Origin of the sequence: Aquimarina rubra (assembly GCF_042684305.1) — a bacterium.
GTDB lineage: Bacteria > Bacteroidota > Bacteroidia > Flavobacteriales > Flavobacteriaceae > Aquimarina > Aquimarina rubra.
In genome coordinates this window covers 86,769-111,145 of record NZ_JBHULE010000037.1, presented here as the reverse complement: position 1 = coordinate 111,145, position 24,377 = coordinate 86,769, and the positions used below count along the sequence as shown (strand labels likewise).

Sequence of the window (24,377 nt, the reverse complement as noted above, 5' to 3'; positions counted from 1 at the left end):
TAAATATAAAGTTTTTTTTGGAAATGTATGTCAAAAGGGGATTTAGAAATTAACCTCCAATGCTGATCATACTTCTGTTTTTAGAATGTAATTCGGGATTTTTTAGTTTATCCGGAGTATCCATGCCTCCTCTGGTAGCAAACTTATGCGCCAGTGCAGATTGTATTGCAGTAGTTATAGGTTCTTGAGCTCTAAGTGGTTTTAATAAAGAGAACTCCTCACCAGAGAATAAACAATTTTTTAATTTACCATCTGCGGTAATACGAATACGGTTACAGGTATCACAAAATGGATTGGTGACAGAACTTATAATTGCAAAACTACCTTTGAACCCTTCGATTTTGTAATTTCTGGAGGTATCGTTTGGTGAATCTGTTAGTCGTTTCAGTTGTAATGGAAATGTATAGTTTACCTTATCCAATATTTCCTGTTGGGTTACTAACTTATTCATCTTCCATTGGTTTCCATCAAAAGGCATAAATTCTATAAAACGCACCACCAGATTTCGATCTTTGGTAAGATTTATAAAATCGATAATTTCGTCTTCATTAAAATTTTTGATCAATACAATATTAAGTTTCACCTTGAAGCCTTCATTCTGGAAAAGTTGTATGGTGTTCCAAACTCTTTCGAATTCATTACGACGCGTGATTTTTTCAAATTTATCTTTATAAAGTGAATCGATACTTATGGTAATAGTTTTAACACCATTTTCTTTTAAAAGCGGCACAAAACGATCTGCTAATACTCCGTTTGTAGTAATTCCAAGCTCAACAGGCAGACTGGCAAGTTTTTCTAATATCAAAGGGAAATCCTTACGCACCATAGGTTCTCCACCAGTCAATCTGATTTTAGTAACACCAAGATTCACAAACTCTTTGGCGATTGTATAAATTTCACCAGCAGTCATTAGATGTTCCTTTGGACTTAAAGGAATACCATTCGCCGGCATACAATACGTACATCTTAGATTGCATCTTTCTGTAAGCGAAATCCTAAGATAGGTATGTTTGCGCCCAAAATTATCGGTTAATATGTGCTGATTTTCTGTTTTCACTTCTTTCTAATTAATTTCCATCATGTTTTGCACCTTTCAGAATTCTGAAAGTATGCAGCACCGCTGGAAAAATTGCTTCCATAGATTCTTTAGCACCATTTGTTGAGCCTGGTAATGACAATACCAAAGATTCTCCAATAACTCCTGCAACGCTTCTGGAAAGCATGGCATATGGCATGCGATCTTGTCCGTAGGTACGAATCGCTTCTTCAACTCCGGGAATACGACGTTCGATTAACGGTAAAATGGCTTCTGGTGTTACATCACGAGGTGATAACCCGGTACCACCGGTAAAAACTATAAGATCATTACCTGCCTCTTTTAATTGTTTTACTTGTTGTTGTATCTGATCAGTCTCATCAGGGATGATGGTATATGCATTAATAGTTACTCCACATTCTTCTAGTTTAGCGATAATGGCTTTTCCGGCTTTATCTTCTTTTTGTCCCGCAGCTATGGAGTCAGAACAAACAATCACTCCCGCAGTAAAAGGTGCTCCACTATCTTTGTAGCTTGATTTGCCTCCTCGTTTACGAAGCAATTTGATATGTTGTATTTCTACATTCTTATCAACCGGTTTTAGCATGTCATACATGGTTAGCGCAACAACGGATGCTCCGTGCATAGCTTCAACTTCTACACCAGTTTTATAGATCGTTTTTACGGTCATTTCAATGGTGATTTCCAGATTATTGATTTTGTAATCTATAGCTGTATATTCAATAGGTAGTGGATGACAATCCGGGATCATATCACTGGTTCTTTTTACCGCAAATAAGCCTGCTGTTTTTGCCATTTCAAAAACATCTCCCTTCGGAATACTCTTAGATACAATCGCTTCTATAGTTTCAGTACTACCCACTTTGACAACCGCTTGTGCTACCGCAGTACGAAGTGTATTATTTTTATGAGTGATGTCTACCATGTTGCTGTTTAACTGTATTTTTTTGTTTAATCGTTTACTGGAACAATCGTTGATATTTTAACAATTCCACTTCTAAACACATTAAACTTTGTTTACTTTCCAAACGTGTGTTTCGTCTTCAAAAACTTCTTTTCCAAATACCGGAACTTCTTTTTTTATTTCTTCTACCAGAAATTCTAATGCTTCAAAAGCAACTTTTCTGTGGGGTGCAGAAACAAACACAAAAAGACAGATTTCTCCGGCTTTTACTGTACCAAGGCTATGATAAATATGCATACAAGTAAGCTGATATTTACTAAAAGTAGCTTCGCGAATTTCGTGGAATTTAGTTTCTGCCATCTCCTCATACGCCGAATAATCAATCGCTTGCACAATTTTGCCTTCAATTTCATCCGCTCGCACCTGACCCAAAAAGATATCGTGGGCACCAATAGAGGTCTTGGTTTGATGTTTTTCAATTGAGTTGGCGATAAAAGCAGGGCTAATCGGCCCTTCTACAAAAACCGTTTTTCTTTTTTTCATGTGTATGTTCTTTTTAACCTCCGGAAAAAGGAGGTAATAATGCTACTTCACTATTTGGATGAAGTACAACGTTATTTGCTATAATTTCTTTGTCAATTGCGATTTTAAATGGTAAACGTTGTAATTTTTTGTATTTGCCTTTTATCAAATTTTCCAATTGATCAACACTACTACCAGATTCCAAGGAAATAATTTCTTCCGCACATTGAGTAGCTTCTGCAATCATTCCAAAATATAAAACCTTTAATTCCATTGTGTTGCTTCTTTATATTGTTGATGCGTATTGATGTTTTTTACAAAAGGAGCTATACTTTTCTCGATCGGGATACTTTTTACTTTTAATGTTGAAAGCGTTTTTCTGAGACTAAGGCGTTTCTTTTCTATGCTTTCAAAAAAGGTACTCATTACCGATTTATTATATAAAGTGATTAGAGGAATGTCTTTGTAAGTGATAACATCATAATCAGATTCGTATTCGGTAATTAGGTTATTAAGTACCATAGCAGTAACAAAAGGAACATCACAGCTAAGGATTAGGTTTTGTGTCGTTTCAGTGTGGTTTAAACCTGTGTAAATTCCGCCAACAGGACCTTGATCTGGAATGATATCCGGAATACAAGGATAACCGAATACCTCATAGTCTGCACTAGCGGTAATGATCATAATTTTATTGGTAACAGCTTCTATTGCTCTTATGATATGCGTTATAAATGGTTTCCCGTTATGAAGTTTTAATCCTTTATCCTGACCCATTCGGCTACTTTTGCCTCCGGCAAGTATAATTCCTGTGATATCCGAACCTTTTCCTGAATTCATAGCTGGAGCTCTTTTAATTGTTGATCCAGAAAATCCCAACAGTTTTTATTAATATTTTCGAAGGCAGTAATCATTTTCACACCGTATTCGGTAATTTCGGTTCCACCGCCACCACTCCCGCCGGTATTGGTAATGATAATCGGAGCAGATGCATTTTTGTTTATAGAATCTACTAAATTCCATGCTTTCTTATAGGACATGCCCAAAGATTTTGCAGCCTTAGAAAGAGAACCTTCAACCATAATAGCTTTAAGGATTTTAATCCTTCCTTCACCAAGAAAAACCCCTTCTTCTCCTTCAATCCAAATTCTACTTTTTATATGATACATAAAAGGCGTTGTTTCCTGCAAGATATAACGAATTAAATAAATAAAAAACTCTTTATTTAATTTTTATGATTTCCACAAAATTCGATGTTGTGAACTGTCTAAAATATAATTGAAGCTATATTCTTTTTTGAAAACAAGAACAATTATTGTGGTAATAAAATAGTTTCTACTTCGCTTCCTTTTTCAGTACTATTTGCATCTTCCGGGAGATAAACTAATGCATTTGCCACTGCATAAGTATATAACATTGCAGAACTTTGACCTTCGAGTATTTCCACTGTTTCTCCAATCACATTTGCCTTAAGAAATTGTGCGCGATCTCCTTTTTTAATAAAGCTGGTGGTCAAGCTTTTTGTAGTTCTACTAAGACCATATTTAGAAGCGCCCATCATTTTTTGGATGATGGGAAGCACATAAACATAAAAACAAGTTAGAGAAGAAGCAGGATTACCTGGCAATGCGAAAATCATAGATTCATTATTAGTTCCAAAAAATAGAGGCTTTCCTGGTTTTTGCTTAATCTTATAAAACAATTCTTTTGTTTCTAATTCTGATAAAGCTTCTTTTACAAAATCATAATCTCCTACAGAAATACCACCACTAATTAAAATCAAATCATTAGCACTTATAGCTTGCCGTATTGTTTCTTTGGTGCTTTCATATTCATCTTGAACAACATATTTATTAATAGTTTTGATATGTAGTTGTTGTAATACAGTTTCTAATTGAATAGAATTACTTTCATAAATCTGTCCTTCTTTTAGTATTTCTCCTGGAGATACCAGTTCATTTCCGGTAGTAATAATCGCAACATTAGGAGGAGCATAAACTTCTACCTTAGTTACTCCTAATCCAGCTAAAAAACCAATACCGGCAGGAGTTAATTTTGTTCCTTTGGGTAATGAGGTGTCTCCTTTTTTTATTTGTTCTCCTACCGCTCTAATATTTTGATTTGGATGTATTTCGCTATCAATGGTTATGATGTTTTCTGATCTAATTACTTTTTCCTGAATTACCACAGTATTTGCATCATCCGGGACTCTGGCCCCGGTAAAAATACGAACACCTTGTCCTGGTTCTAAAGTGTAATTATCTGGATCTCCGGCTTTAACTTCGCCAATAATTTGATAAGAGTTTTTATCGTGAAGCAAGAGTGCATATCCATCCATTGCAGATTGGCGAAAAGGAGGCATGTCTATTGAAGAGATCATATTCTCACCAAGAAATAAACCATTGGCATCTTTTAATGAAACTGTGTTTACTTTTGGAGCATATACTACTTCTGAAACTATGGATAGTGCGGTTGGTACAGAAATCATAAAAAATCATTTTGTACCAAAAATATTGCTTTGTTCGGAAGAAACCTAAATTTAAAATTTTAGTCAAAAAAAAGCACGGCAATTATTGCCGTGCAAACATAAAACCTTACTTTTTATGATTGATTTAATTTTTAAAAACTATTTTCCTTAGTTTGTATCCTTCTACTTTAATAAGATATGTTTTTGGATCCACATAATTATGGATGTATTCGTCAATTATACCACTATCTAACAATCTTCCAGAAAGGGTATAAAGGCTATATTTAGTACCGGTTGGTATTTCTCTTACGTGCTTAAAAATTTTATTTCCAGTATCTTGCTGGCAAGTCGAGTCTGCTAGAAATCTATCAATAAAGGTAACTCTTCCTTTTTTCTCTCCTTCTAAAGTAACGGTTGCCGTTTCATCTACATCAAGAATCCCGTTTCCGGAAATATCTCCTAAAATGATTAAACAAGCATTTCTAATCTTTATACGAACTCCGTTCTCAATATGTAAACTTTCTGTTATAAAAATTACGCCTTCTTCAGTATTTTCATCTAATCCGTTAATTACGGTATTCTCGGTCACAGACATTAATTTATAAGAAATGTCGATTTTTACATTCGCAAATGCAACACTTGCAAAAAGTAATGTTAATAGGGGTAGTAATTTTTTCATAAGGTTCAGCTTTTTGGGTTAAACTGCAATTTAAAATAGTAAGTTTTTTCTTACTTAATTAGTGTTTTTATCGTTGTAAAACACATAATCAACGACAAGATACAACTTTTTATATTAAAACAACATTTTTTTTAATTTAAATATTGATTTTTATGGAGTTCGTTTTCTAAAAATTCTCTTTATACCTGTAAATACTGGTGTTTAGACAAATGTTAAAATTTATAATTTCATTAACATGTTGAATGTGAGTTTGTTGATTTTTTGTTTTCTGGACTGGAAAAAGCAATGATCCATTTTTTTGAGCGTTATTTTACAATTAATCAATAATTTAAGAATATTTAGTTCTAAATTTGATTGAGATGATGATCAAACTATTGTTATTTTTTCAGGGATTTAGTATTTGGTTTAAAAACCTTCTAAGAGAGCTAACGAATAATATTATTAGTCTCTTTTTTATTTTGTTTGTGTATTTGGCTTTATGGTATTTTCCTCAAACTGTCGATTTATTATTAATTCTCAATCAGGCAGATGCTTTTTTATTAGAAGTTCCGTTATATTTTAGTTTGCTTACAGCTTCGGCTTTTTTGATATGGAACATACCCAAATACTTTTATTACCATAATTATAAAGATATTTCTCTTTCTAATCTTATAGGTTTTGTCCCTAATCAGCATTACAAGTTTCAGGATAGAAGTGAATCTGCCAGCTATCCATATATGACCAGAATACATATGCGGAAAACATTGCCAAGAATTTTGGCGATTTTATTATTAGCAATATCAGCACTTAGTATTCTACATGCAATGGAGTCGTTTGGATTAGAAAATACCTATACAAAGTATCTTAATCCGACCAATACACTTATTCTTATCATTTTTATACTATTATTATTGTCCGAGCCAAGATTGTATAAGGTATTAAAGAGATTTCTTAATCGAAGCGCTAAGACTACCTTCATTTTCTTTGGTGTCTCAATAGGTTTAATGATTTTGATCATATCATTAGGTACATTAAATACTCAAGCAGAAAAGGACCTTGGTAATCTATTTCTTTCTAATTGTGCTTTGGCCTTATTGTTTTCTACTTTATCTTTTAATAGTTATAAATTTTTAAAAAGGTTTTCTAAGAAACTATTCTATGGAGCAATTTTAGGTTTTGGATTCATACTCCTGCTTACTTTTTTGGTATTGAATTTTAATCCTGATTTAGCAAATGGAATCAATCCCTTATCTATTTTAATTTTATCTTTATTAAGTCTATTCATGCTCTGTTTTATTCTAATTTTATTAGGTAAAAAGATTAGGTTACCACTTCTTTCTATTGTTAGTGTATTCTGTATTTTCTCGGCAAGATTTTTTTCAGATACTTCAGACCATTATCAACTTAATTTACAGGAGACTTCTTTCAAAAGACCTTCGTTGGATTCTTATATGCATTCTTGGATAAAAAGTAGGGAAGATATTATCAGAAAAAGTAGTGGTACTTTTCCTGTGATTATGGTTTCTGCAGAAGGTGGAGGATCCAGAGCCGGACTTTGGTCATTTCTTGTGCATAGTTATTTGTATGAAAAGTCTAATGGAACTTATTTTGAAGAAAATCTACTTTCTCTAACCGGTGCATCTGGTGGAAGTGTGGGTAATTCTATGTTTTTTGCCGAGGCTCAAAATGCGAATTTAACGAATAGTAAAGCTAAATTTAGTTTTAAGACAGACATTGAACACCCAATCTTGCGATATAAAGCAAGCGCTATATATAAAGAAAACTATTTATCTGCTGCATTACTGTCTTTATTAGGAAGAGATTTGTTTAAGGAAGTTACTAGTTTATTCAATTTTAAAAATAGAGGGCAATTATTAGAGGAACAATGGAATCAGGCTCACAAGAAATATTTCGAAGCCTCAAGAGGTCAAGGAAGTATTGACAGAGAGTTTTTATCTTTTTACGAGAATATTTCTTTAAAAAAAACAACAAATGATGATAAAAAGACCCCTCCTTTATTATTGATTAATACAACACATACACAAACGGGTAATTATAATATTATTAGTCCAGTAAGGTATTCACACTTAAGACCATTAGCCGGGATGAATGATTTTTTAGATAATCTGCAATCCAGTTACCCTAATAATTCTGTTACCCTTTCTACAGCAATGAGAATCAACGCCAGTTTTCCTTTTATTACACCTGTGGGAGAGGTTAGAAGAATGTCGGACCAAAAAGAGTCAGAATCTGATCAATACGCAGATGCAGGATATTATGATAATATCGGCGGGAGAGTTTCTCGAGGTATCGAAGAAGTTTTTAAAAAGGTATTAAATGATTCTTTTCCTGATTTAATGAGTAAAATAAAAATGAAACATTTGATCATTACTAATGAGGAGCAACGTAAGATTGCAAAAACTAGTACACAAATAGCTGCACCCTTGACAACCCTCAGAAATGTGCGATATGGTCATACACAAGAAATTATGAAACGGTTGGGGAATGAATATATAATAAAATTGAAACCTACAGCAATAGTGCCGCAGACAACTAGTGTGTTTTCCGATAATATCAAAAAGGATGAGCTAGCTATAAAACCAGTTTTACCTCTAGGAAGATATCTTTCTACAATAGCTATTCGATCTATGGAAGCTAGATTAGATGATGTTAGTAAAGAATTAGATTTAATTCTAGAATAAGCTAGTCATTTGTCATTTTATTTCGTACTTTTGTCATAATTAATTCCTTGGTATTATGAGCGCAGTGTCACCATTAGATTATGATGAGTTAGAGAGTAAAGGGTTATTGCGATATCTAAATTTGGATATTCCTTTGCATAATGTATATGATTTTATAGAATTATCCCGAAATGGGATAGATAAAAGGGCATTATTACATCTGGCAAAAACAATTGATTTTGATTTAAGTGAACTGGCACACGTATTGCATTTATCAGAGCGTACCATACAGCGTTACGAGTTAAAGAAAAAACTTAGTACAGAAGCAAGTGCTAAAGCACTGCAACTGGCTAAACTTTATGCAAAAGGAGAGAATATTTTTGGGGACTTAGACCGTTTTAAACGATGGATGGAGCACCCCAACATTGCATTAGCAACGAGAAAACCTAAAGAACTCCTTGATACAACATTTGGATTTCAGTTGTTAAATGAAGAATTAGTTCGTATTGAGCACGGAATTTTTGCATAATGCTGGTTTATAGAATAGCAAAACAAAAGTATATAAAGGATTTAACAGGAATTGGTGCTAAAACCGTTGGAGGAAGATGGAATCCTAAAGGTGTGGCAGTTTTATATACTAGTACTACAGTTGCTCTTTCGGTTTTAGAAGTATTAGCTCATTTACCTGCCGCGTATTTTCCGGATGATATGGCAATCGCTACAATAGAACTTCCTGATGAATTAACTACCTCAATAGATATAAAACAACTACCCAAAGATTGGAATAAAATTCCTCCTTCAACCGGAATTCAACATTTTGCAATGAATTGGATATCTGGAAATACGTATTTAGGATTAAAAGTCCCCAGTATTATTGTACCCAGAGAGCAGAACCTTCTCATAAATCCATTACATCCGGATTTTAATTTGGTTAAGTTAATTGAAATCGAACCTTTTAGTTTCGATACACGTCTACTTAAATAGGTTTCTCAAAATTTTGTCAGTTGAAACCTTTGTTTAAGTTATTGATTATCATTTTTTTACGTTCCAAATATCTGTTTTCATAAATATCTTATCTTAATGTTTTGTTAATAATTCAATATATTATACTTGTTAGGCGTTGTTAATCAGTTATTTGGTTGAACTAGTTATTACCTAGTGAGTTAAATTTTTATAAAGGATTTCCTACATTTTTGCAATTTATATAACTTGCATTTCTTGATATTAGTAATAAATCCTCAATTTTTACGTCTTATATCAAAGAACTAAACTTAATATATTAATAGAATGAGCAAAAAAATGAGAAAAGTGTATTTTTTGGCAGCATTGGTCATAGCTTTCGTTAGCTGTAAGAATGAAGTCAAAAAAGATGGGGAGAATGGAACTGAAACGATCGCTAAAGTAGAAAAGATCCCAGGTATTGTTTTGGATAATATGGATCCCAGTGTTAGTCCAAAAGAAGACTTTTACAATTATGTAAATGGTAATTGGATGAAAAACACAGAAATTCCTGACGATAGAACTCGATGGGGAGGTTTTGGTGTTTTAAGAAAAAAGACAGACTATGATGTTCTTGAGATTCTCGAGAAAGCAAAAGCGAGTGGTAAATATGAAAAAGGAACCGATCAGTATAAAGCATTACTGATTTATGAGTCTATCATGGATACCGTGGCAAGAAATAAGGCAGGTGTTACCCCACTAAAACCTACTTTGGATAAAATTGCCGGAATAAAGAACTTAAATGACTTACAAACTGTTTTGGCTTTAGAAACTGCCGCTTCTGCGCCATTTGCCGGATTAGTTTCTTTTCCTAACTTAAGCAATAGTGAGATCAATGCACCTTATATTTCTACAGGAGGATTAGGTTTACCGGATCGTGATTATTATTTGGATCAGGATGAAAAATCTGTTGAGATTAGAAGTCAATATGTAGATCATATTACCAGAATGCTTCAGTATATTGGAGAAACAGAAAAACAAGCTCGCCAAAATGCAGAAACTATATTAGCTATTGAGACTAAATTGGCTGAGCCACGTTTGGATAAAGTTCAAAGTAGAGATACACGAAACTTTAATAACCCTAGATCAATTGAGCAACTTTCAGAAATGACTCCGTCAATTGATTGGAATAAATTGATGAAAGATTTAGGTGTCAAAAAGCAGTTAGATTCTGTAATCGTAATGCAACCTAAATACATGAAGGAGTTACAAAGTGTATTGACTAATACGAGTATAGAAGATCTTAAAACTGTGATGCGTTGGGCTACATTAAATCAAGCTGCTGGATCTCTTTCTACAGAAATAGAAAAGGCAAATTGGGATTTTTATAGTAAGACATTGAATGGTGCAATCAAACAGCGACCTTTAGAAGAACGAGCACTGGCGAGAGTGAATGGTTCTGTTGGTGAGGCAATCGGACAATTATATGTGGATGCTAAGTTTCCACCAGAGGCAAAGGCAAAGGCAGAAAAGATGATCGCTAATGTTATCAAAGCCTACCAAAAAAGAATTGAAGTATTAGATTGGATGAGTGACAGCACTAAGATGAAAGCAATTCAGAAATTAGACAAGTTTACCGTTAAAATCGGATATCCGGATAAATGGGAGGACTATTCCACTTTAGCTGTTAAAGATGGAAATTCATATTTTGAAAATATGATGGCAGTTTCAGAATGGGGATTCAAAAAAAATATAGATGAAATTGGAGAACCTGTGGACAAAACAGAATGGGGAATGTCTCCACAAACAGTAAATGCATATTTTAATCCGTTATTTAACGAGATAGTTTTTCCTGCGGCAATATTACAACCTCCGTTTTATAATTATACTGCGGATGAAGCGGTTAATTATGGCGGAATTGGTGCGGTGATTGGCCACGAGATATCACACGCTTTTGATGATTCTGGTGCTCGTTTTGACGCAGAAGGTAATTTATCCAACTGGTGGACAGATGATGACTTAAAAAAGTTTACCAAAAGAGGAGAAGCATTAGCAGAACAATATAGTGCTATAGAAGTTTTAGATAGTGTTTTTATCAATGGTAAATTCACTCTTGGAGAAAATATTGGAGATCTGGGAGGAGTACTGGGTGCTTATGATGGATTACAAATGCATTTAGCTGAAAATGGAAGACCAGAGGATATCGACGGGTTTACTCCAGAGCAAAGATTCTTTATGTCTTGGGCCACAGTTTGGAGGACTAAAATTAGAGAAGACGCATTAAGAACACAGATAAAAACAGATCCACATTCGCCGGGAACCACGAGAGCTATACAACCTTTATTAAATGTTCAGGCATTTTATGATGCTTTCGACATTAAAGAAGGAGATAAAATGTATCTAGCACCGGAAAAACGAGTTGAAATTTGGTAATAGTTTAGAATCAAAATAATGAAAAGCCCTGGAGACAGGGCTTTTTTAATTCTCTTTAATTTCGTTCATAAGTAAAAAAGCGTCATTTACATATTCTTTTTCCAGAAACAGAGTGAAATAATTAGAAGTAGAAATAATTTCAAAAACCGGAATACCTTCGTAGGCCAAAAGCTTAAAGATGTAAAAGTATAAACCTATCGATTTTGAACTATCATCTGGCAATTCAATAGACATAGAGGATAGATTGTCTGCAACTGAAATACAAGTTTCATCTTTAAAATGATCTTCTACAATTTCTTTGAGCGAAGAAGATACCAGTATATTACTTTCCTGAAAATTGCTTGAGTACGTAAAATAGGTCTTGGTTTTATCTTTCACCGTGTTCAATAAATTCGATTGACTGGTAAGTATGGTATTGGAATTTAAAAAAGTATATTCAGTGATTCCTGATCTTACTACGATGTCTCCTAAACTACCAAGATTTTCTGAGTGTTTGATCCTCTTGGGGTGATACCTGCGTAAGGCCATAACTATCGAGCCAGGTTTTACGGGTTTTCTCATTTCCTTTTCTACTTGTGGTAATAAATCAGTAGCCAAAGAGCTAAAATTTATGATGTCTCTTGATAAAGCATCTTCTAAAAAGGGTTGATGCCTAAGTATATTGTGAACACAATCTGTTATGGTTTTCATTTTGTTAGATATTTAACATATTGTGTAAATATATACTTTTTTTACGAAAATATTTATTCTTTATTCACTATTGTATAATTATGCATTGTAAAAAAGGATAATATAATGAAGGTTTTAAAGTTTGGAGGAACATCTGTTGGATCGGTAGAGAATTTACATAGAGTAAAAGATATTCTAATAAGTGATGGTGAACAAAAGGTGGTAGTGTGTTCTGCGATGTCTGGTGTTACAGATCGATTAGTAAATCTTGTTGAATATATTAAGTTAAAGGATGCAGAAGCCATCACAAGAAATCTACATAAATTAGAAAGTAAACACATAGATGTTATTGATGCATTGATCGACGATAGAGAGTTGAAAAATGATCTTAAAGATCAAGTGTCATCGATGATTACGGAGATGTTAGAATTATCCAATCAGGAATATTCAGAGGTTTTGAATGCTAAAGTGCTAACCTTTGGAGAAACGTTGTTAACCTATATTTTCTCTAATTTTTTAATTTCCAAAGGAGTTGATAATACATTGATTAGTGCAAAGGAATTTATGCTTGTTGATAATGTAGACAATCCAAATATTCTTAAAGTTTCTGAAAAACTGGGAGAAGTTTTAGATACCAATGCATCTAGCAATATTTACATTACGCAAGGGTTTGTTTGTAGAGATCATTTAAACCAAATAAGTACACTGAAGCGTGGAGGAAGTGATTACACGGCTACAATTATAGGAGCAGCTCTAAACGCACGAGAGATTCAGATTTGGACCGATATTGATGGATTACATAACAACGATCCGAGATATGTAGAAGGCACTAATCCAATTGCACATCTTACCTATAATGAAGCTGCAGAGTTGGCCTATTTTGGAGCAAAAATTTTACACCCTCAAACAGTTTCACCTGTTGTTGATAAAGATATTCCGGTATTACTTAAAAATACATTTGATCCAGAAGCTCCCGGGACTATAATCTCTAACAGAACTTATATAAAAGGGTTAAAGGCGATATCTGCAAAAGATGGAATTACAGCGATCAAGATTAAATCAAATAGAATGTTGATGGCACATGGATATCTAAGAAGAATTTTTGAGGTTTTTGATAACTATCATACTTCAATAGATATGATTACTACCTCAGAGATTGCTATTTCTTTGACCATAGATGATACAAGTTACATCGATGAGATTGTGAAAGAGATTGAGGGATATGCAGAAGTAACCGTAGAGCAAGATCATAGTATTGTTTGTGTGGTAGGAGAATCTGTTATTAATGACAAAAATTCTCATAAGCTTTTTGAGATTCTGAATTATATACCAGTAAGAATGATTTCTTATGGAGGAAGTAATAACAATATTTCGATTCTTGTAGAAACCAAAGATAAAATACCAACCCTTAGATTTTTAAATGAGAAGTTGTTTCTGACTCATCAGGAAGCGGTTCTTTAAATTGTTTGTTATGTTATGATGAGAAAAAAGTGAAAGAGTTCGCAGTATTGTAATCAATTTTCAGAACACGGAAATACTCCACACTTTTATTAAATTATTGTTTTTGTTAAAACCCAATATTCTAGTATGTTGGGTTTTTTTAAACTGAAATATAGGGTATAGGCTTCGTTAACTGTTTACTATATGTAATCTATAAATAAACCATTTCATGTTACGGAGAATTGTAGAAAAATATCGTTTGGAAATTGTTTTAGTTGTTTTTTATTCGCTAGTCGCCTATACGTTTTTAAGCATATTTTTGTTTAAATAATTCGTTAAATTCATATAAGTTTGACTTTTGTATTTAAAGGAGTCAATAACTTCACTATTTTCCCTCAACCATTTCTTCTTGATTGTTTATAATTCATATTTATGAAATATAATTGGTTTTGTTATTTCATAGTTTGAATTTTCCATGTAAAGGATAAGTGTCTATCTTCTCCAACTTTCGCTTAATTTCATAAAATCATAAAAAAATAAGAGTATTAGAGGTAACATCTGTTGTTTTAAAAACACATGGTATTAACAATCGTATTAAATGAAATAAAATTAATACTACTCTTATATATAAAAATATGCTAATTAAAGTATTTGGAAGTGCCGTTTTTGGTGTTGAAGCAACAACAATCACCGTAGAAGTTAATATAGATAAAGGAATAGGATATCATTTGGTAGGGTTACCTGATAATGCTATAAAAGAAAGTAGTTTTAGGATTGCTGCGGCGTTACAAAATAATGGATATAAACTACCCGGTAAGAAAATCACCATCAATATGGCTCCTGCAGATCTCAGAAAGGAAGGTTCTGCATATGATTTAACTTTAGCTCTGGGAATTCTTGCGGCTAGTTCACAGATTAAAGGAGAAAATATTTCGGATTACCTGATTATGGGAGAACTTTCTTTGGATGGAGGCTTGCAACCTATAAAAGGCGCATTGCCAATTGCCATAAAGGCAAGAGAAGAAGGGTATAAAGGCTTTATTTTGCCTCAACAAAATGCAAGAGAAGCCGCCATCGTTGATAATTTACAAGTATATGGAATAGAAAACATCAAAGAAGTAATAGATTTTTTCGATGGAAATGGGGAATTAGAACAAACGATTGTCGACACAAGAGAAGAGTTTTATAAGGAATTAGATAATCCCGAGTTTGATTTTGCGGATGTAAAAGGACAGGAAAGTATCAAACGGTGTATGGAAATAGCTGCTGCTGGCGGACACAACATCATTTTGGTAGGACCACCCGGTAGCGGTAAAACAATGCTTAGTAAACGATTGCCAAGTATTTTGCCACCGATGTCATTACAAGAAGCATTAGAAACCACCAAAATTCATAGTGTTGTAGGAAGAATTAAAGATAATGTCGGATTGATGGCGCAGCGACCATTTCGGAGCCCGCATCATACGATATCTAACGTTGCTTTAGTAGGTGGAGGTAGTTATCCTCAACCTGGTGAAATCTCATTGTCTCATAATGGAGTATTATTTCTGGATGAACTACCAGAGTTTAAAAGAGAAGTTTTGGAAGTAATGCGTCAACCATTAGAGGATCGAGAAGTTACAATTTCCAGAGCAAAATTTACAGTAACATATCCGTCAAGTTTTATGTTAGTGGCAAGTATGAATCCAAGTCCAGGAGGCTATTTTAATGATCCGGATGCTCCGGTTACCTCTTCGCCAGCAGAGATGCAACGATATCTTAGTAAAATTTCAGGACCATTATTAGATCGTATCGATATTCATATCGAAGTTACTCCCGTTCCTTTTGATAAATTAAGTGAAGAAAGAAGAGGAGAGAGTAGTGTCGATATTAGAAAACGTGTGATCAAAGCAAGAGATATACAAACAAAACGATTTCAGGATCTAAAAAACATTCATTATAACGCACAGATGGGAGTAAAACAACTACGTGTATATTGTGAATTAGATAACACCTCTAAAGAATTGCTGAAAACGGCGATGGAACGATTGAACCTTTCTGCAAGAGCCTATGACAGAATCCTAAAAGTTTCCAGAACTATTGCAGATCTCGAGGGAGCAGAATTAATTAAAGGGGATCACATTTCTGAAGCCATACAATATCGTAGTCTCGATCGGGATGGTTGGTTAGGATAAGGCCTCATTTTTTTATATTTGCCGTCAATTTTTAATCAATTAAGATGTCTCGTATTTGTATTATACTATTTTTTGTGATTTTCTCAAGTCATAGCAATGCTCAAGATTATTATTATATTAATAACGGAATGGAAAAACTTACAATTCCCGAGAAGTTATTTTCACCAGTAACCGTTTATACGGAAAGTGGTAAAATTTTTGAAGGTTTTGCTACGCTTCCAGGAGCTGAAGGTTTCCCTTTTAGATTCATACATGATAAAAGTGAAAATACTGTATACGAAGGATATGTTTTACAAAATAAATGGGTATATGAATTTGAAGGAGAGACAATATCCAGAATGGTATTTCATATGGATGAAAAAGATTATGAAATTGAAAGAGTATTTTTTCCAGTTATAAAACAATATGAATTTTATTATAAACTTTATGAAAATGAGAACGTTAAACTGTTTACTACTTTTTTAGAGTATTATTACACACCAAATGCTTATTCTCAGGCTAGAAAATTATTGGCTTATAAAAATACCAGTGTTGATTATATCATCCAACTTAACGAGGAAAACCCTAAATACATTCGCTATCGATATAAAAATATAGAAAGTGCTACGATACCTAAAAGCGTAACACGCCGTTTTAAAGAATGTCCATCCTTATATAATAGGCTTAAATCTAACGAATTTAATGCCTCTTATGGGGATTTAATAAAAGTACTGGATATATACAGTGAAATATGTGATAAAAACAAATAAAATAGTCACCTGAAAGAGTTCTTATAATTCTAAAAAAAACCTATTGATTCATGTTATGTTTTAAAACATTTTTATACATTGATAAGATTGATACTATTTTATTCTAAATCTTCACAATGAAAAATTGACTTGTTTTGGGACAATATTAGAGTTTCCAGAACTATATCCGATCTTTAAAGTTTCAACGTCTATAAATGGAGATTACATTTCTATAACCATGCAATACCGTAGTTTGGATCATGATGGTCAGCTGTGATAGAGGATTTATTACCTTGAGAATAAAGAATAATTTTTCAATTATTATTAGGGTAATTTTTATTAAGATTGTTATAATTAAATAAGTATTACATTTATTGCAATAGAATGTAATCGTTATCAAAGTATTTATTAACCTTTTACACACACAATGAAGTATTTTTATCTCTTTTTTGCTTTACTGTTCTTAGGAACAGCAAATGGACAGTATAATCAGGATGCGCCTTGGATGCGAAACCTAAAACAAAGTAAGAACAGCAAAGAATTTAAACCTACCTTTCAAGAAATTCAACAAGCCTTTAATGAATATTGGGAAACTCATGACTCGAATAAAAAGGGTAGTGGATATAAGCCATTTAAAAGATGGGAATATATTTGGGAAGATGTAGTGGACGGTGAGGGGTATTTACCCACATCGAAAGACAAATGGATCGCTTGGGAACATAAAAAAGACATAGAAAGTAAATTAGCATCTACTGATTTAAGTAATTGGCAAGCGATAGGACCTTTTACACATACAAATACCGGCTCTTGGTCTTCTGGGCAAGCAAGAATTAATGCAATTACCTTGGATCCTAACGATAGTAATACATGGTATGTAGGAACTCCAGCCGGAGGGCTATGGAAATCAGTTAATGCGGGAAATTCTTGGATTCCTTTAACGGATGACTTACCGCAGATTGGAGTCTCAGGAATTGCAGTTGATTATGCAAATTCTAATATCATCTATATATCTACAGGAGATGATGATGGAAATGACACACAAAGTGCTGGAGTTTTTAAATCATTAGATGGAGGTTTAACCTGGAATCCAACAGGACTAAATCCAGACAATACTCCATCTTCAATGAATGAAGTCTACATACATCCAACGAATTCTAATATCTTATGGGTTGCTACCAATTTAGGACTATATAAATCGATAGATGCTGGTGCGAATTGGGACGTAACATTACCTGGTAATATTAAAGACATTAAATTAAAACCTGGTAATCCAGATATTATATATGCTGTAACTCCGAATGAATTTTATAAATCAGTAAATGGTGGAGACTCTTTTACTATGATAACTAACGGAGTTCCTACTAATAATGGTAGAATGGTAATCGAAGTAACCCCGGCAAATAGTTCATATGTTTATATATTGAGTGTGAATACGGATGAATCTTTTAAAGGCGTATATCGTTCAGAAAATAGTGGTGATTCGTTTTTAGGAAAAAATACTACAACGGATGTTATCGAAAGTGAGCAAGCTTTTTATGATTTAGCCTTAGGTGTTTCGCAAACAAATGCTGACGAAGTATTTGTTGGTTGTCTTAATGTCTGGAAATCAGATGATGGAGGTACATCATTTACCAAGTTAAATAGTTGGAGTTTTCCTCAAGGAGCTTCTTATACACATGCAGATATACATATGATTAGATCTTTTGGGGGAACAGTTTTTGTATGTTCTGACGGAGGTATTTACTCATCTACTAATGGAGGTTCTAATTTTACAGATCATACAGCCGGTATACAAGCCAGTCAATTTTATAAAGTGGCCGTTTCTCAAAATGATCCAAATAAAATGATCGGTGGATTACAAGATAATGGTGGTCATGCATATAACAATGGTAATGGTAACTGGCTAAATTATTATGGTGCCGATGGTATGGATACAGCAATTGACCCTACAAATGATAATAAGTACTATGGGTTTACCCAAAATGGAGGAGGATTGTATAAATCAACAAATGCTGGTAGTAGTGGCTCAGGAAGTGTAAATCGGCCTGCAGGATCGAATGGAAACTGGGTAACACCGCTAGCGATAAATGCTAGTGGAGAGTTGTTTGCAGGTTATGATAACTTATATCGTTTAAATACGGCAGAGACGGGATGGATACAACTTGCTAATCTTGGAAGTGCTGCTAATCAAATGGAAATCGCACCGTCAGATAATACGGTAATGTATATTTCTGTGGGCGTTGTACTTAAAAAAACGACCGATTCTGGAAATACAGTTGCTGATGTTTATACTTTTGGAAGTACCATACGAGGGATAGCTATTCATAATACAGATACCAATATTATTTGGGTTACTACCGCGACTGGAGTTCACAAATCCATTGACGGAGGGACTACATTTGAGAATATATCTTCAAATTTACCTGTTACTGATAAATATTTCTTTATAAATGATATTGTCCATCATCCGGGACAATCCCAGGATCCAATATACCTTGCTACTAGTATTGGCGTATACAGAAGTGTTACTAATGGATCTTGGACTCCATTTTTAAATAATTTACCTACCACTATTGTGAATGACTTAGAAATCAATGTTTCTGATAATTCTATTACTGCAGCTACTTATGGAAGAGGTATTTGGAGATCTTCACTTCCTAATTGCTTGACCATTACTGCGAAACAAGAACTTTCTGTAGACAATGGAGCAATTGAAGAAGGTTCCTCAACAGGATTATGTACAGGACAATCGGTGAAATTTCAGTTAGATGTAATTACTGGTAATAATCCCACATTCTCTTGGTCTGGGCCTAATGGTTTTAACAGTACAGATCCATCCATCACTATTAATGATTTATCATTGAATCAGGCTGGCGAATATCAGGTTACGATTAATTCAAGTGGTACTTGTGGATCTATTGATTATTCATTTTCTTTAGATCTAGAGGAAGCCTTACAGCCTGCGGCATCTGATATAGAAGTATGTACGAATGATCCGGCAATACTTACTGCTTCAGGAAGTACGGATTATAAATGGTACACCCTTGCCACAGGTGGAGTTGAGGTAGCAACAGGAGAAACATATACAACTCCTGCTATTACAGGAGCTACAACGTATTATGTGTCTGGAGTTTCCTCTGTAATAGTATCTGAACAAACACCTTCTCCTGGTGTAAGCACTGCGACAGATTATAATTTTTCTCAAGGATTAATTTTTAATACCAATGATGATATTGTGATTGAGTCATTTATGATGTCTGCAATGACTGCTGGAGACAGAACGATACAAGTTGCAGATGCTACCGGAAATGTGGTAGCTTCAACAACGGTAAATATTCCTTTAGGAGAATCTCTAGTAACCGTAAACCTTAGCGTTCCCAAAGGAGATAATAATTTAATATCTGTAACTAGTGATCTGGTATCATTAAGAAGAACACCAACAGGTAATGGAGTGAGTTATCCATATACATCACCTTCTAATGTAGTTTCAATTATCGGAAATACAGTAAATGCTTTAGATTTTTATTATTTCTTCTATGATTGGAATTTTACTTCCAAAGGAGGTAGATGCGAAACAGTAAGAACACCTGTTAATGTAAATGTAGCTGCCAATGCTCCGGATTTATCAGATGGAGATACTGAGTATAGTATTGATGGTGCTACAGCTGTATCTTTTAGTGAAGGAGAAGTGGTTGAAGTATTACAGGGTGCAAATATAGAATTAACGGTTCCGGCTGCTTCATTTAATGCTTCTGCTACCTGGACCGCACCAGGAGGCCAGATTTATAATACCGATAGCATTAGTTTTAACAATATAGCACTTGATGGCAATGAGGATGGAAATTGGACAGTAGAAGTCGATTTTGGAGCTAATTGTGGAGTCGCTCAACAGGTTATCAATTTTACATTAGATGTAAAAGAAGCCCTTCTTGGTGTTGACGATTTTGAAGTGGATACGATCAAATTACATCCTAATCCAGCTCAAAACAAATTATACATTGATAATGCAGTGGATTTTGTAGATCCAATTATAACGATTGTCGATATAAGAGGTAGAAAGCTAAATAGTTCTGTTGATATCCAGAATATTACTCCAAAACAAATTGAGTTGAATACATCATTCTTAACATCAGGAGCTTATTTCGTAATCATAGAAAATGATCAGAAAAGACTGGTTAAAAAAATGGTTAAAAACTAAGTAGATAGACTCATTTGATATTATCTGATTAAATTTTAAAAGCCTTCTGTATTTTGTAAAATATAGAAGGCTTTTTCTTTTCTGAAATACACCTAAATATGGATCAAGGATGTTTCTGAAGCTATACAATACGGTCGCTTGGATTAGGATGGATGATTAGAATAGCTTCCACAATACTTAAACAAAGAATAAAATTCATCTTCTATTCCAAACAGCATTTTTATAGTCTTCTTTTCTAGAGGCGGTTTCTCGATTTTTTATGATAAGATGCGTTTTATCTATTTCTTTACTTCGATATCCAAGTAAATGAAAGAATTGTTTTGTAAAGAAACGAGCAACTTTTAAATTGACTAGCAAAGCGTCTTTTTTGTCAGATATCCAACGAATTCCGGGTAATGTCGGTAAGATATGATCAAATCTTATTTTTCGTAAAATCGCAGATAAACGCAAAAAGAAATAAGGTGTTTTTTTTATAATAAAAAAACCATCATCGCCTTTTCCCTGATAAAGAGGCATAAAAATTCTTCCGTTGCTTTCAGCTGCAACATTTTTACCATTACTAATGGCTAAGTTTTGACCTTTATTTATTTTTTGGAAATTGATAAAACCATCCTTCATTCTAAATTCCTCTCCATTTATAATTTTGTGAAGATAGAAGATTTCATAGGTTTTATGGGACTTCTTTAGTTCATCATTTAGCAGTGTATAGTGCTTCTCAAAATTAGCATCACTTTTATGAACACATCCTGAGTATACCATAGTAAGATAAATAAAGGAGATATGATTTTTTATGGATGCAGGATCATCGTGCTGACCAGCTTCAAATCCAAAAGAAACATATCCGCGTTCATTGATATAACTTAATAAGGGGCCATCTAAATACTCCTCAATACCTAAAATTATTCGTATGGGATACTGCATTGTGAATTTTCTATTCAACATACTATCATTCACTGTTAAGAATGGTGTTGTCTTACTAGAAGTGGTATGCAGATCAAAGAAATAAAAAGGTCCTTTTTCTTTATGTAGGATTTGTTTAATGGTATTATAAATCTCCAATTGTTGGATGCTATCTTCGTTATCGTGATGAAGTTTGTTAGAGTGTAAGTCTTTAACAGTATCATTAGTCCACAATCGATTTAGGTCCTCCTCATGGTATCGCACCCCATTTTCTAATGCCCATAAATTTCCGCTGATACCATACATAGTTCCTGACATCGGTGTTTTAAGATTCTCTAATTCTTCGAAAACTCTTTTTAAAGCAAATACTCCCGCCGGTTCATTTCCGTGAATACCTCCAAAAAAAATAAGCGTCGGACCAGGTTGACCACCTTTGTAATATCCAATAAGGCGTTCTACATCTATAGATTGATCTAATGCCTTACTATATACTTTGACCATTATCAAATTCGATTACATCCTTAATTGTTATGATACCTACCAAGTCTGTATCCTGAACCACAGGAAGACATCCTATTTCATTCATTTTCATAATCCTGATGGCTTCTTGGATTTCAGTTTTTGGAGAGGTAGTAATGACTTTTTCTGTCATAATATCTGCTACAATTTGTTCTTGATTATTTTGTGTTGATTTTTGGTAGTTTTGGACATGTGTCCAAGTAAGAATTCCACATAGTTTTCCAGCGTTGTTTTCTACCGGTACGTGATGAATATCTTTCCATTTCATGATACTGGTTGCCAAACTAGCAATGTCATTTTTGTTTACCGTAAATAAACGTGTAGACATAATATGGCCTACTAAGCTTGCAGACGTACTACATATATCAGATGTGTTTTTTATTTCTTGCCATTGGTGGACAGGTGTGCCGTGTTGTTGATTCCCGTGCATTACTTTGGTTAGTACCCTCAACGCATCGTCTTGTTTAAGGTCTTTACGAAGTTTGCGGTAATTCTTAATCTGCCATTCTGATCCTGTAATTCCTTTAGTTCGGTTTTCTATAATGCCTAGTAATTCTTCTATATCTCTTTTGTCGACCTTCATTTTTTCTAAACCTTCGTATGCAATAGGTAATAGCTCCTTAATGACTAAGTCTTGTGCGGAGATTTGTTTCCCCATCCAATGCAAAATAGTGTCTTTTCCCATTCTGGCAGCTTTTATAAAATTTGCTTTGGCATCTTTGAATTCCATTTGGTCAGCTATTTCATCAAACTTAGAGGGTCTTCCCGTCATTAAACCGACCCAAAAAGCAAAGTTGGCCATCTCATCTTTAATAGTTGGTCCAGAAGGTATATATCGATTTTCGATCCTTACATGTGCTTTCCCGTTACCAACTCCGTAACAAGGTCGGTTCCATCGGTAAATAGTTCCGTTATGAAGAGAAAGTGCCGGTAACTTTGGTATGTTTCCTTTACGGAGTTCTTCTAAGGAGTTCTTTTCGATGTCTTTTGCTAAGAGTATTTTGTGATTGGCGATATCATTTTTATATACATCAGCAATAGATCCGGAAGCCCAGTTATTCCCAAAAGAGACTCTTGCTGTTTGATCTTTTAAAGCATAGGATGATCCACGAGTATCCAGGCTTTGACGGAAGAGTGCAATACGTGTTTCGCTCCAGAGCTCTCGTCCGAGTAATAAGGGTGAGTTGGTACTAACCGCAAGAATTGGAGCAGAAATAGCTTGTGCCCAATTATAACTGGAGATGAAATCTTTTGGAGGAATCTGAAGATGCAATTGAAAACTGGTATTACACGCTTCAAAAAGCACAGAATCATGATCTGTTGTCAATTCATCAACTCCTCTCAGATGAAGTCTGAAATCTGCCCCTCGCAGTTCTCTTAATTTTCTATTTAACTCCCAGTATCTTGGACTTGGTGTCATATGATCAAAGCTTAGTTGGTTTTTACTAATTGTAGGTAAAATACCGGCTAATAACACTTTGGTATTAAATTCTTGTGCATGTGTAGATGCTTTTTCTAGTAAAGAAAATAATTGATTTTCAACCTTTTTAAAACAATTGCTTTTTAATTCAATAGGGTCGAGGTTTATTTCTAGATTATATTTAGCTAGTTCTGTGGTAAAGTGAGGGTCATTAATTGATTTTAAAATGTCTTCAGCATTGGTTGCTGGACGCCAAGTATCAGTTACTAAACAAAATTCTTGCTCTGATCCTATACGAATAATATCATCTTCAATTAAGTTTTGCTCAAGCATTAATTCTAAAGCTTTGATATCGTCTAGGAGATTTTTTATAAATTCTGCCCTTCTTTCTTTGTGATTGATTGTATCTACAGTATGTTCGCCCATTTTAATATGTTTAGAGACAAGTAATTGAAAAACACTTTTTTTATGCTCTTCGAAGTTGAATAAACTAAAACAGATAAAAAATGATTTATGTCAGTAAACTTTTTGCAATATGTTATAAGAAGATTTGGGATTTTGTGATGAATTCTCAAATTTTAATTGAATTCTCAAACATTAATTAGGACTTACACAGTCTTTTTAACTTTTTTTTAATAATCCAACAAGATGAATACTCGTTTGCTTAAAGT

The 24,377-nt window shown here is 33.9% G+C and carries 19 protein-coding genes; 8 read left to right on the top strand and 11 right to left on the bottom strand.

What is annotated here, in order from left to right; all coding sequences use genetic code 11:
• Positions 1–49: 49 nt before the first annotated feature.
• The 8 genes from moaA to ACFSR1_RS23635 all read right to left on the bottom strand — a co-directional run bounded on the left by moaA (position 50) and on the right by ACFSR1_RS23635 (position 5,626).
• Positions 50–1,057: a GTP 3',8-cyclase MoaA gene (gene moaA / locus ACFSR1_RS23670; protein ID WP_378295512.1), complete on the bottom strand. Its 1,008-nt coding sequence runs from the start codon at positions 1,055–1,057 to the stop codon at positions 50–52.
• 10 nt (positions 1,058–1,067) lie between these two features.
• Entirely contained in the window at positions 1,068–1,982 is a 915-nt protein-coding gene (gene moaCB, locus ACFSR1_RS23665; RefSeq protein WP_378295511.1) for a bifunctional molybdenum cofactor biosynthesis protein MoaC/MoaB, read from the bottom strand.
• A gap of 81 nt (positions 1,983–2,063) precedes the next feature.
• Positions 2,064–2,504: a molybdenum cofactor biosynthesis protein MoaE gene (locus tag ACFSR1_RS23660; protein WP_378295510.1), complete on the bottom strand. Its 441-nt coding sequence runs from the start codon at positions 2,502–2,504 to the stop codon at positions 2,064–2,066.
• A 13-nt stretch (positions 2,505–2,517) separates the two neighbouring features.
• The gene (locus ACFSR1_RS23655; protein WP_378295509.1) at positions 2,518–2,757 is read right to left on the bottom strand and encodes a MoaD/ThiS family protein; all 240 of its coding nucleotides are present in this window, start codon (positions 2,755–2,757) and stop codon (positions 2,518–2,520) included.
• Positions 2,748–3,320, bottom strand: a complete 573-nt coding sequence (mobA, locus tag ACFSR1_RS23650; protein WP_378295508.1) for a molybdenum cofactor guanylyltransferase — start codon at positions 3,318–3,320, stop codon at positions 2,748–2,750. Before mobA ends, ACFSR1_RS23655 begins: the two co-directional genes overlap by 10 nt.
• Complete coding sequence (locus ACFSR1_RS23645) at positions 3,317–3,649, bottom strand: winged helix-turn-helix domain-containing protein (protein ID WP_378295507.1); 333 nt, start codon at positions 3,647–3,649, stop codon at positions 3,317–3,319. Before ACFSR1_RS23645 ends, mobA begins: the two co-directional genes overlap by 4 nt.
• Positions 3,650–3,792: 143 nt before the next feature.
• Positions 3,793–4,968, bottom strand: coding sequence for a molybdopterin molybdotransferase MoeA (locus ACFSR1_RS23640; RefSeq protein ID WP_378295506.1), 1,176 nt, complete (start codon positions 4,966–4,968; stop codon positions 3,793–3,795).
• Positions 4,969–5,092: 124 nt separating this feature from the next.
• Positions 5,093–5,626 carry a hypothetical protein gene (locus ACFSR1_RS23635; protein WP_378295505.1) on the bottom strand — a complete coding sequence of 178 codons (534 nt, stop codon included), beginning with the start codon at positions 5,624–5,626 and terminating at the stop codon, positions 5,093–5,095.
• Positions 5,627–5,985: 359 nt separating this feature from the next.
• On the opposite strand from ACFSR1_RS23635, the gene ACFSR1_RS23630 reads away from it, so the two are divergent.
• The 4 genes from ACFSR1_RS23630 to ACFSR1_RS23615 all read left to right on the top strand — a co-directional run bounded on the left by ACFSR1_RS23630 (position 5,986) and on the right by ACFSR1_RS23615 (position 11,658).
• Positions 5,986–8,307 (top strand): hypothetical protein, encoded by a 2,322-nt coding sequence (locus tag ACFSR1_RS23630; protein WP_378295504.1) that lies wholly within the window; start codon positions 5,986–5,988, stop codon positions 8,305–8,307.
• Between the two features lie 55 nt (positions 8,308–8,362).
• Entirely contained in the window at positions 8,363–8,815 is a 453-nt protein-coding gene (gene parS, locus ACFSR1_RS23625) for a type II RES/Xre toxin-antitoxin system antitoxin (RefSeq protein WP_378295503.1), read from the top strand.
• Positions 8,815–9,270, top strand: a complete 456-nt coding sequence (locus ACFSR1_RS23620; RefSeq protein ID WP_378295502.1) for an RES family NAD+ phosphorylase — start codon at positions 8,815–8,817, stop codon at positions 9,268–9,270. The genes parS and ACFSR1_RS23620 overlap by 1 nt, the downstream gene beginning before the upstream one ends.
• A gap of 315 nt (positions 9,271–9,585) precedes the next feature.
• Entirely contained in the window at positions 9,586–11,658 is a 2,073-nt protein-coding gene (locus ACFSR1_RS23615; RefSeq protein ID WP_378295501.1) for a M13 family metallopeptidase, read from the top strand.
• Between the two features lie 45 nt (positions 11,659–11,703).
• On the opposite strand, the gene ACFSR1_RS23610 is transcribed toward ACFSR1_RS23615, so the two are convergent.
• The gene (locus tag ACFSR1_RS23610; RefSeq protein WP_378295500.1) at positions 11,704–12,348 is read right to left on the bottom strand and encodes a hypothetical protein; all 645 of its coding nucleotides are present in this window, start codon (positions 12,346–12,348) and stop codon (positions 11,704–11,706) included.
• 105 nt (positions 12,349–12,453) lie between these two features.
• On the opposite strand from ACFSR1_RS23610, the gene ACFSR1_RS23605 reads away from it, so the two are divergent.
• The 4 genes from ACFSR1_RS23605 (at position 12,454) to ACFSR1_RS23590 (ending at position 20,867) form a co-directional block, all read left to right on the top strand.
• Complete coding sequence (locus ACFSR1_RS23605; RefSeq protein ID WP_378295499.1) at positions 12,454–13,788, top strand: aspartate kinase; 1,335 nt, start codon at positions 12,454–12,456, stop codon at positions 13,786–13,788.
• 614 nt (positions 13,789–14,402) lie between these two features.
• Positions 14,403–15,941, top strand: a complete 1,539-nt coding sequence (locus ACFSR1_RS23600; protein WP_378295498.1) for a YifB family Mg chelatase-like AAA ATPase — start codon at positions 14,403–14,405, stop codon at positions 15,939–15,941.
• Positions 15,942–15,985: 44 nt separating this feature from the next.
• The gene (locus ACFSR1_RS23595) at positions 15,986–16,690 is read left to right on the top strand and encodes a hypothetical protein (protein WP_378295497.1); all 705 of its coding nucleotides are present in this window, start codon (positions 15,986–15,988) and stop codon (positions 16,688–16,690) included.
• Positions 16,691–17,096: 406 nt separating this feature from the next.
• Positions 17,097–20,867, top strand: a complete 3,771-nt coding sequence (locus ACFSR1_RS23590) for an Ig-like domain-containing protein (protein WP_378295496.1) — start codon at positions 17,097–17,099, stop codon at positions 20,865–20,867.
• A gap of 195 nt (positions 20,868–21,062) precedes the next feature.
• Here ACFSR1_RS23590 and ACFSR1_RS23585 read toward each other — a convergent pair whose 3' ends face one another.
• Both ACFSR1_RS23585 and ACFSR1_RS23580 read right to left on the bottom strand, forming a co-directional pair.
• A complete protein-coding gene (locus tag ACFSR1_RS23585) occupies positions 21,063–22,268 on the bottom strand; it encodes a succinylglutamate desuccinylase/aspartoacylase domain-containing protein (RefSeq protein ID WP_378295495.1) in 1,206 nt (401 codons plus the stop codon).
• Positions 22,252–24,132, bottom strand: coding sequence for a CBS domain-containing protein (locus ACFSR1_RS23580; RefSeq protein WP_378295494.1), 1,881 nt, complete (start codon positions 24,130–24,132; stop codon positions 22,252–22,254). Before ACFSR1_RS23580 ends, ACFSR1_RS23585 begins: the two co-directional genes overlap by 17 nt.
• Positions 24,133–24,377 lie beyond the last annotated feature (245 nt).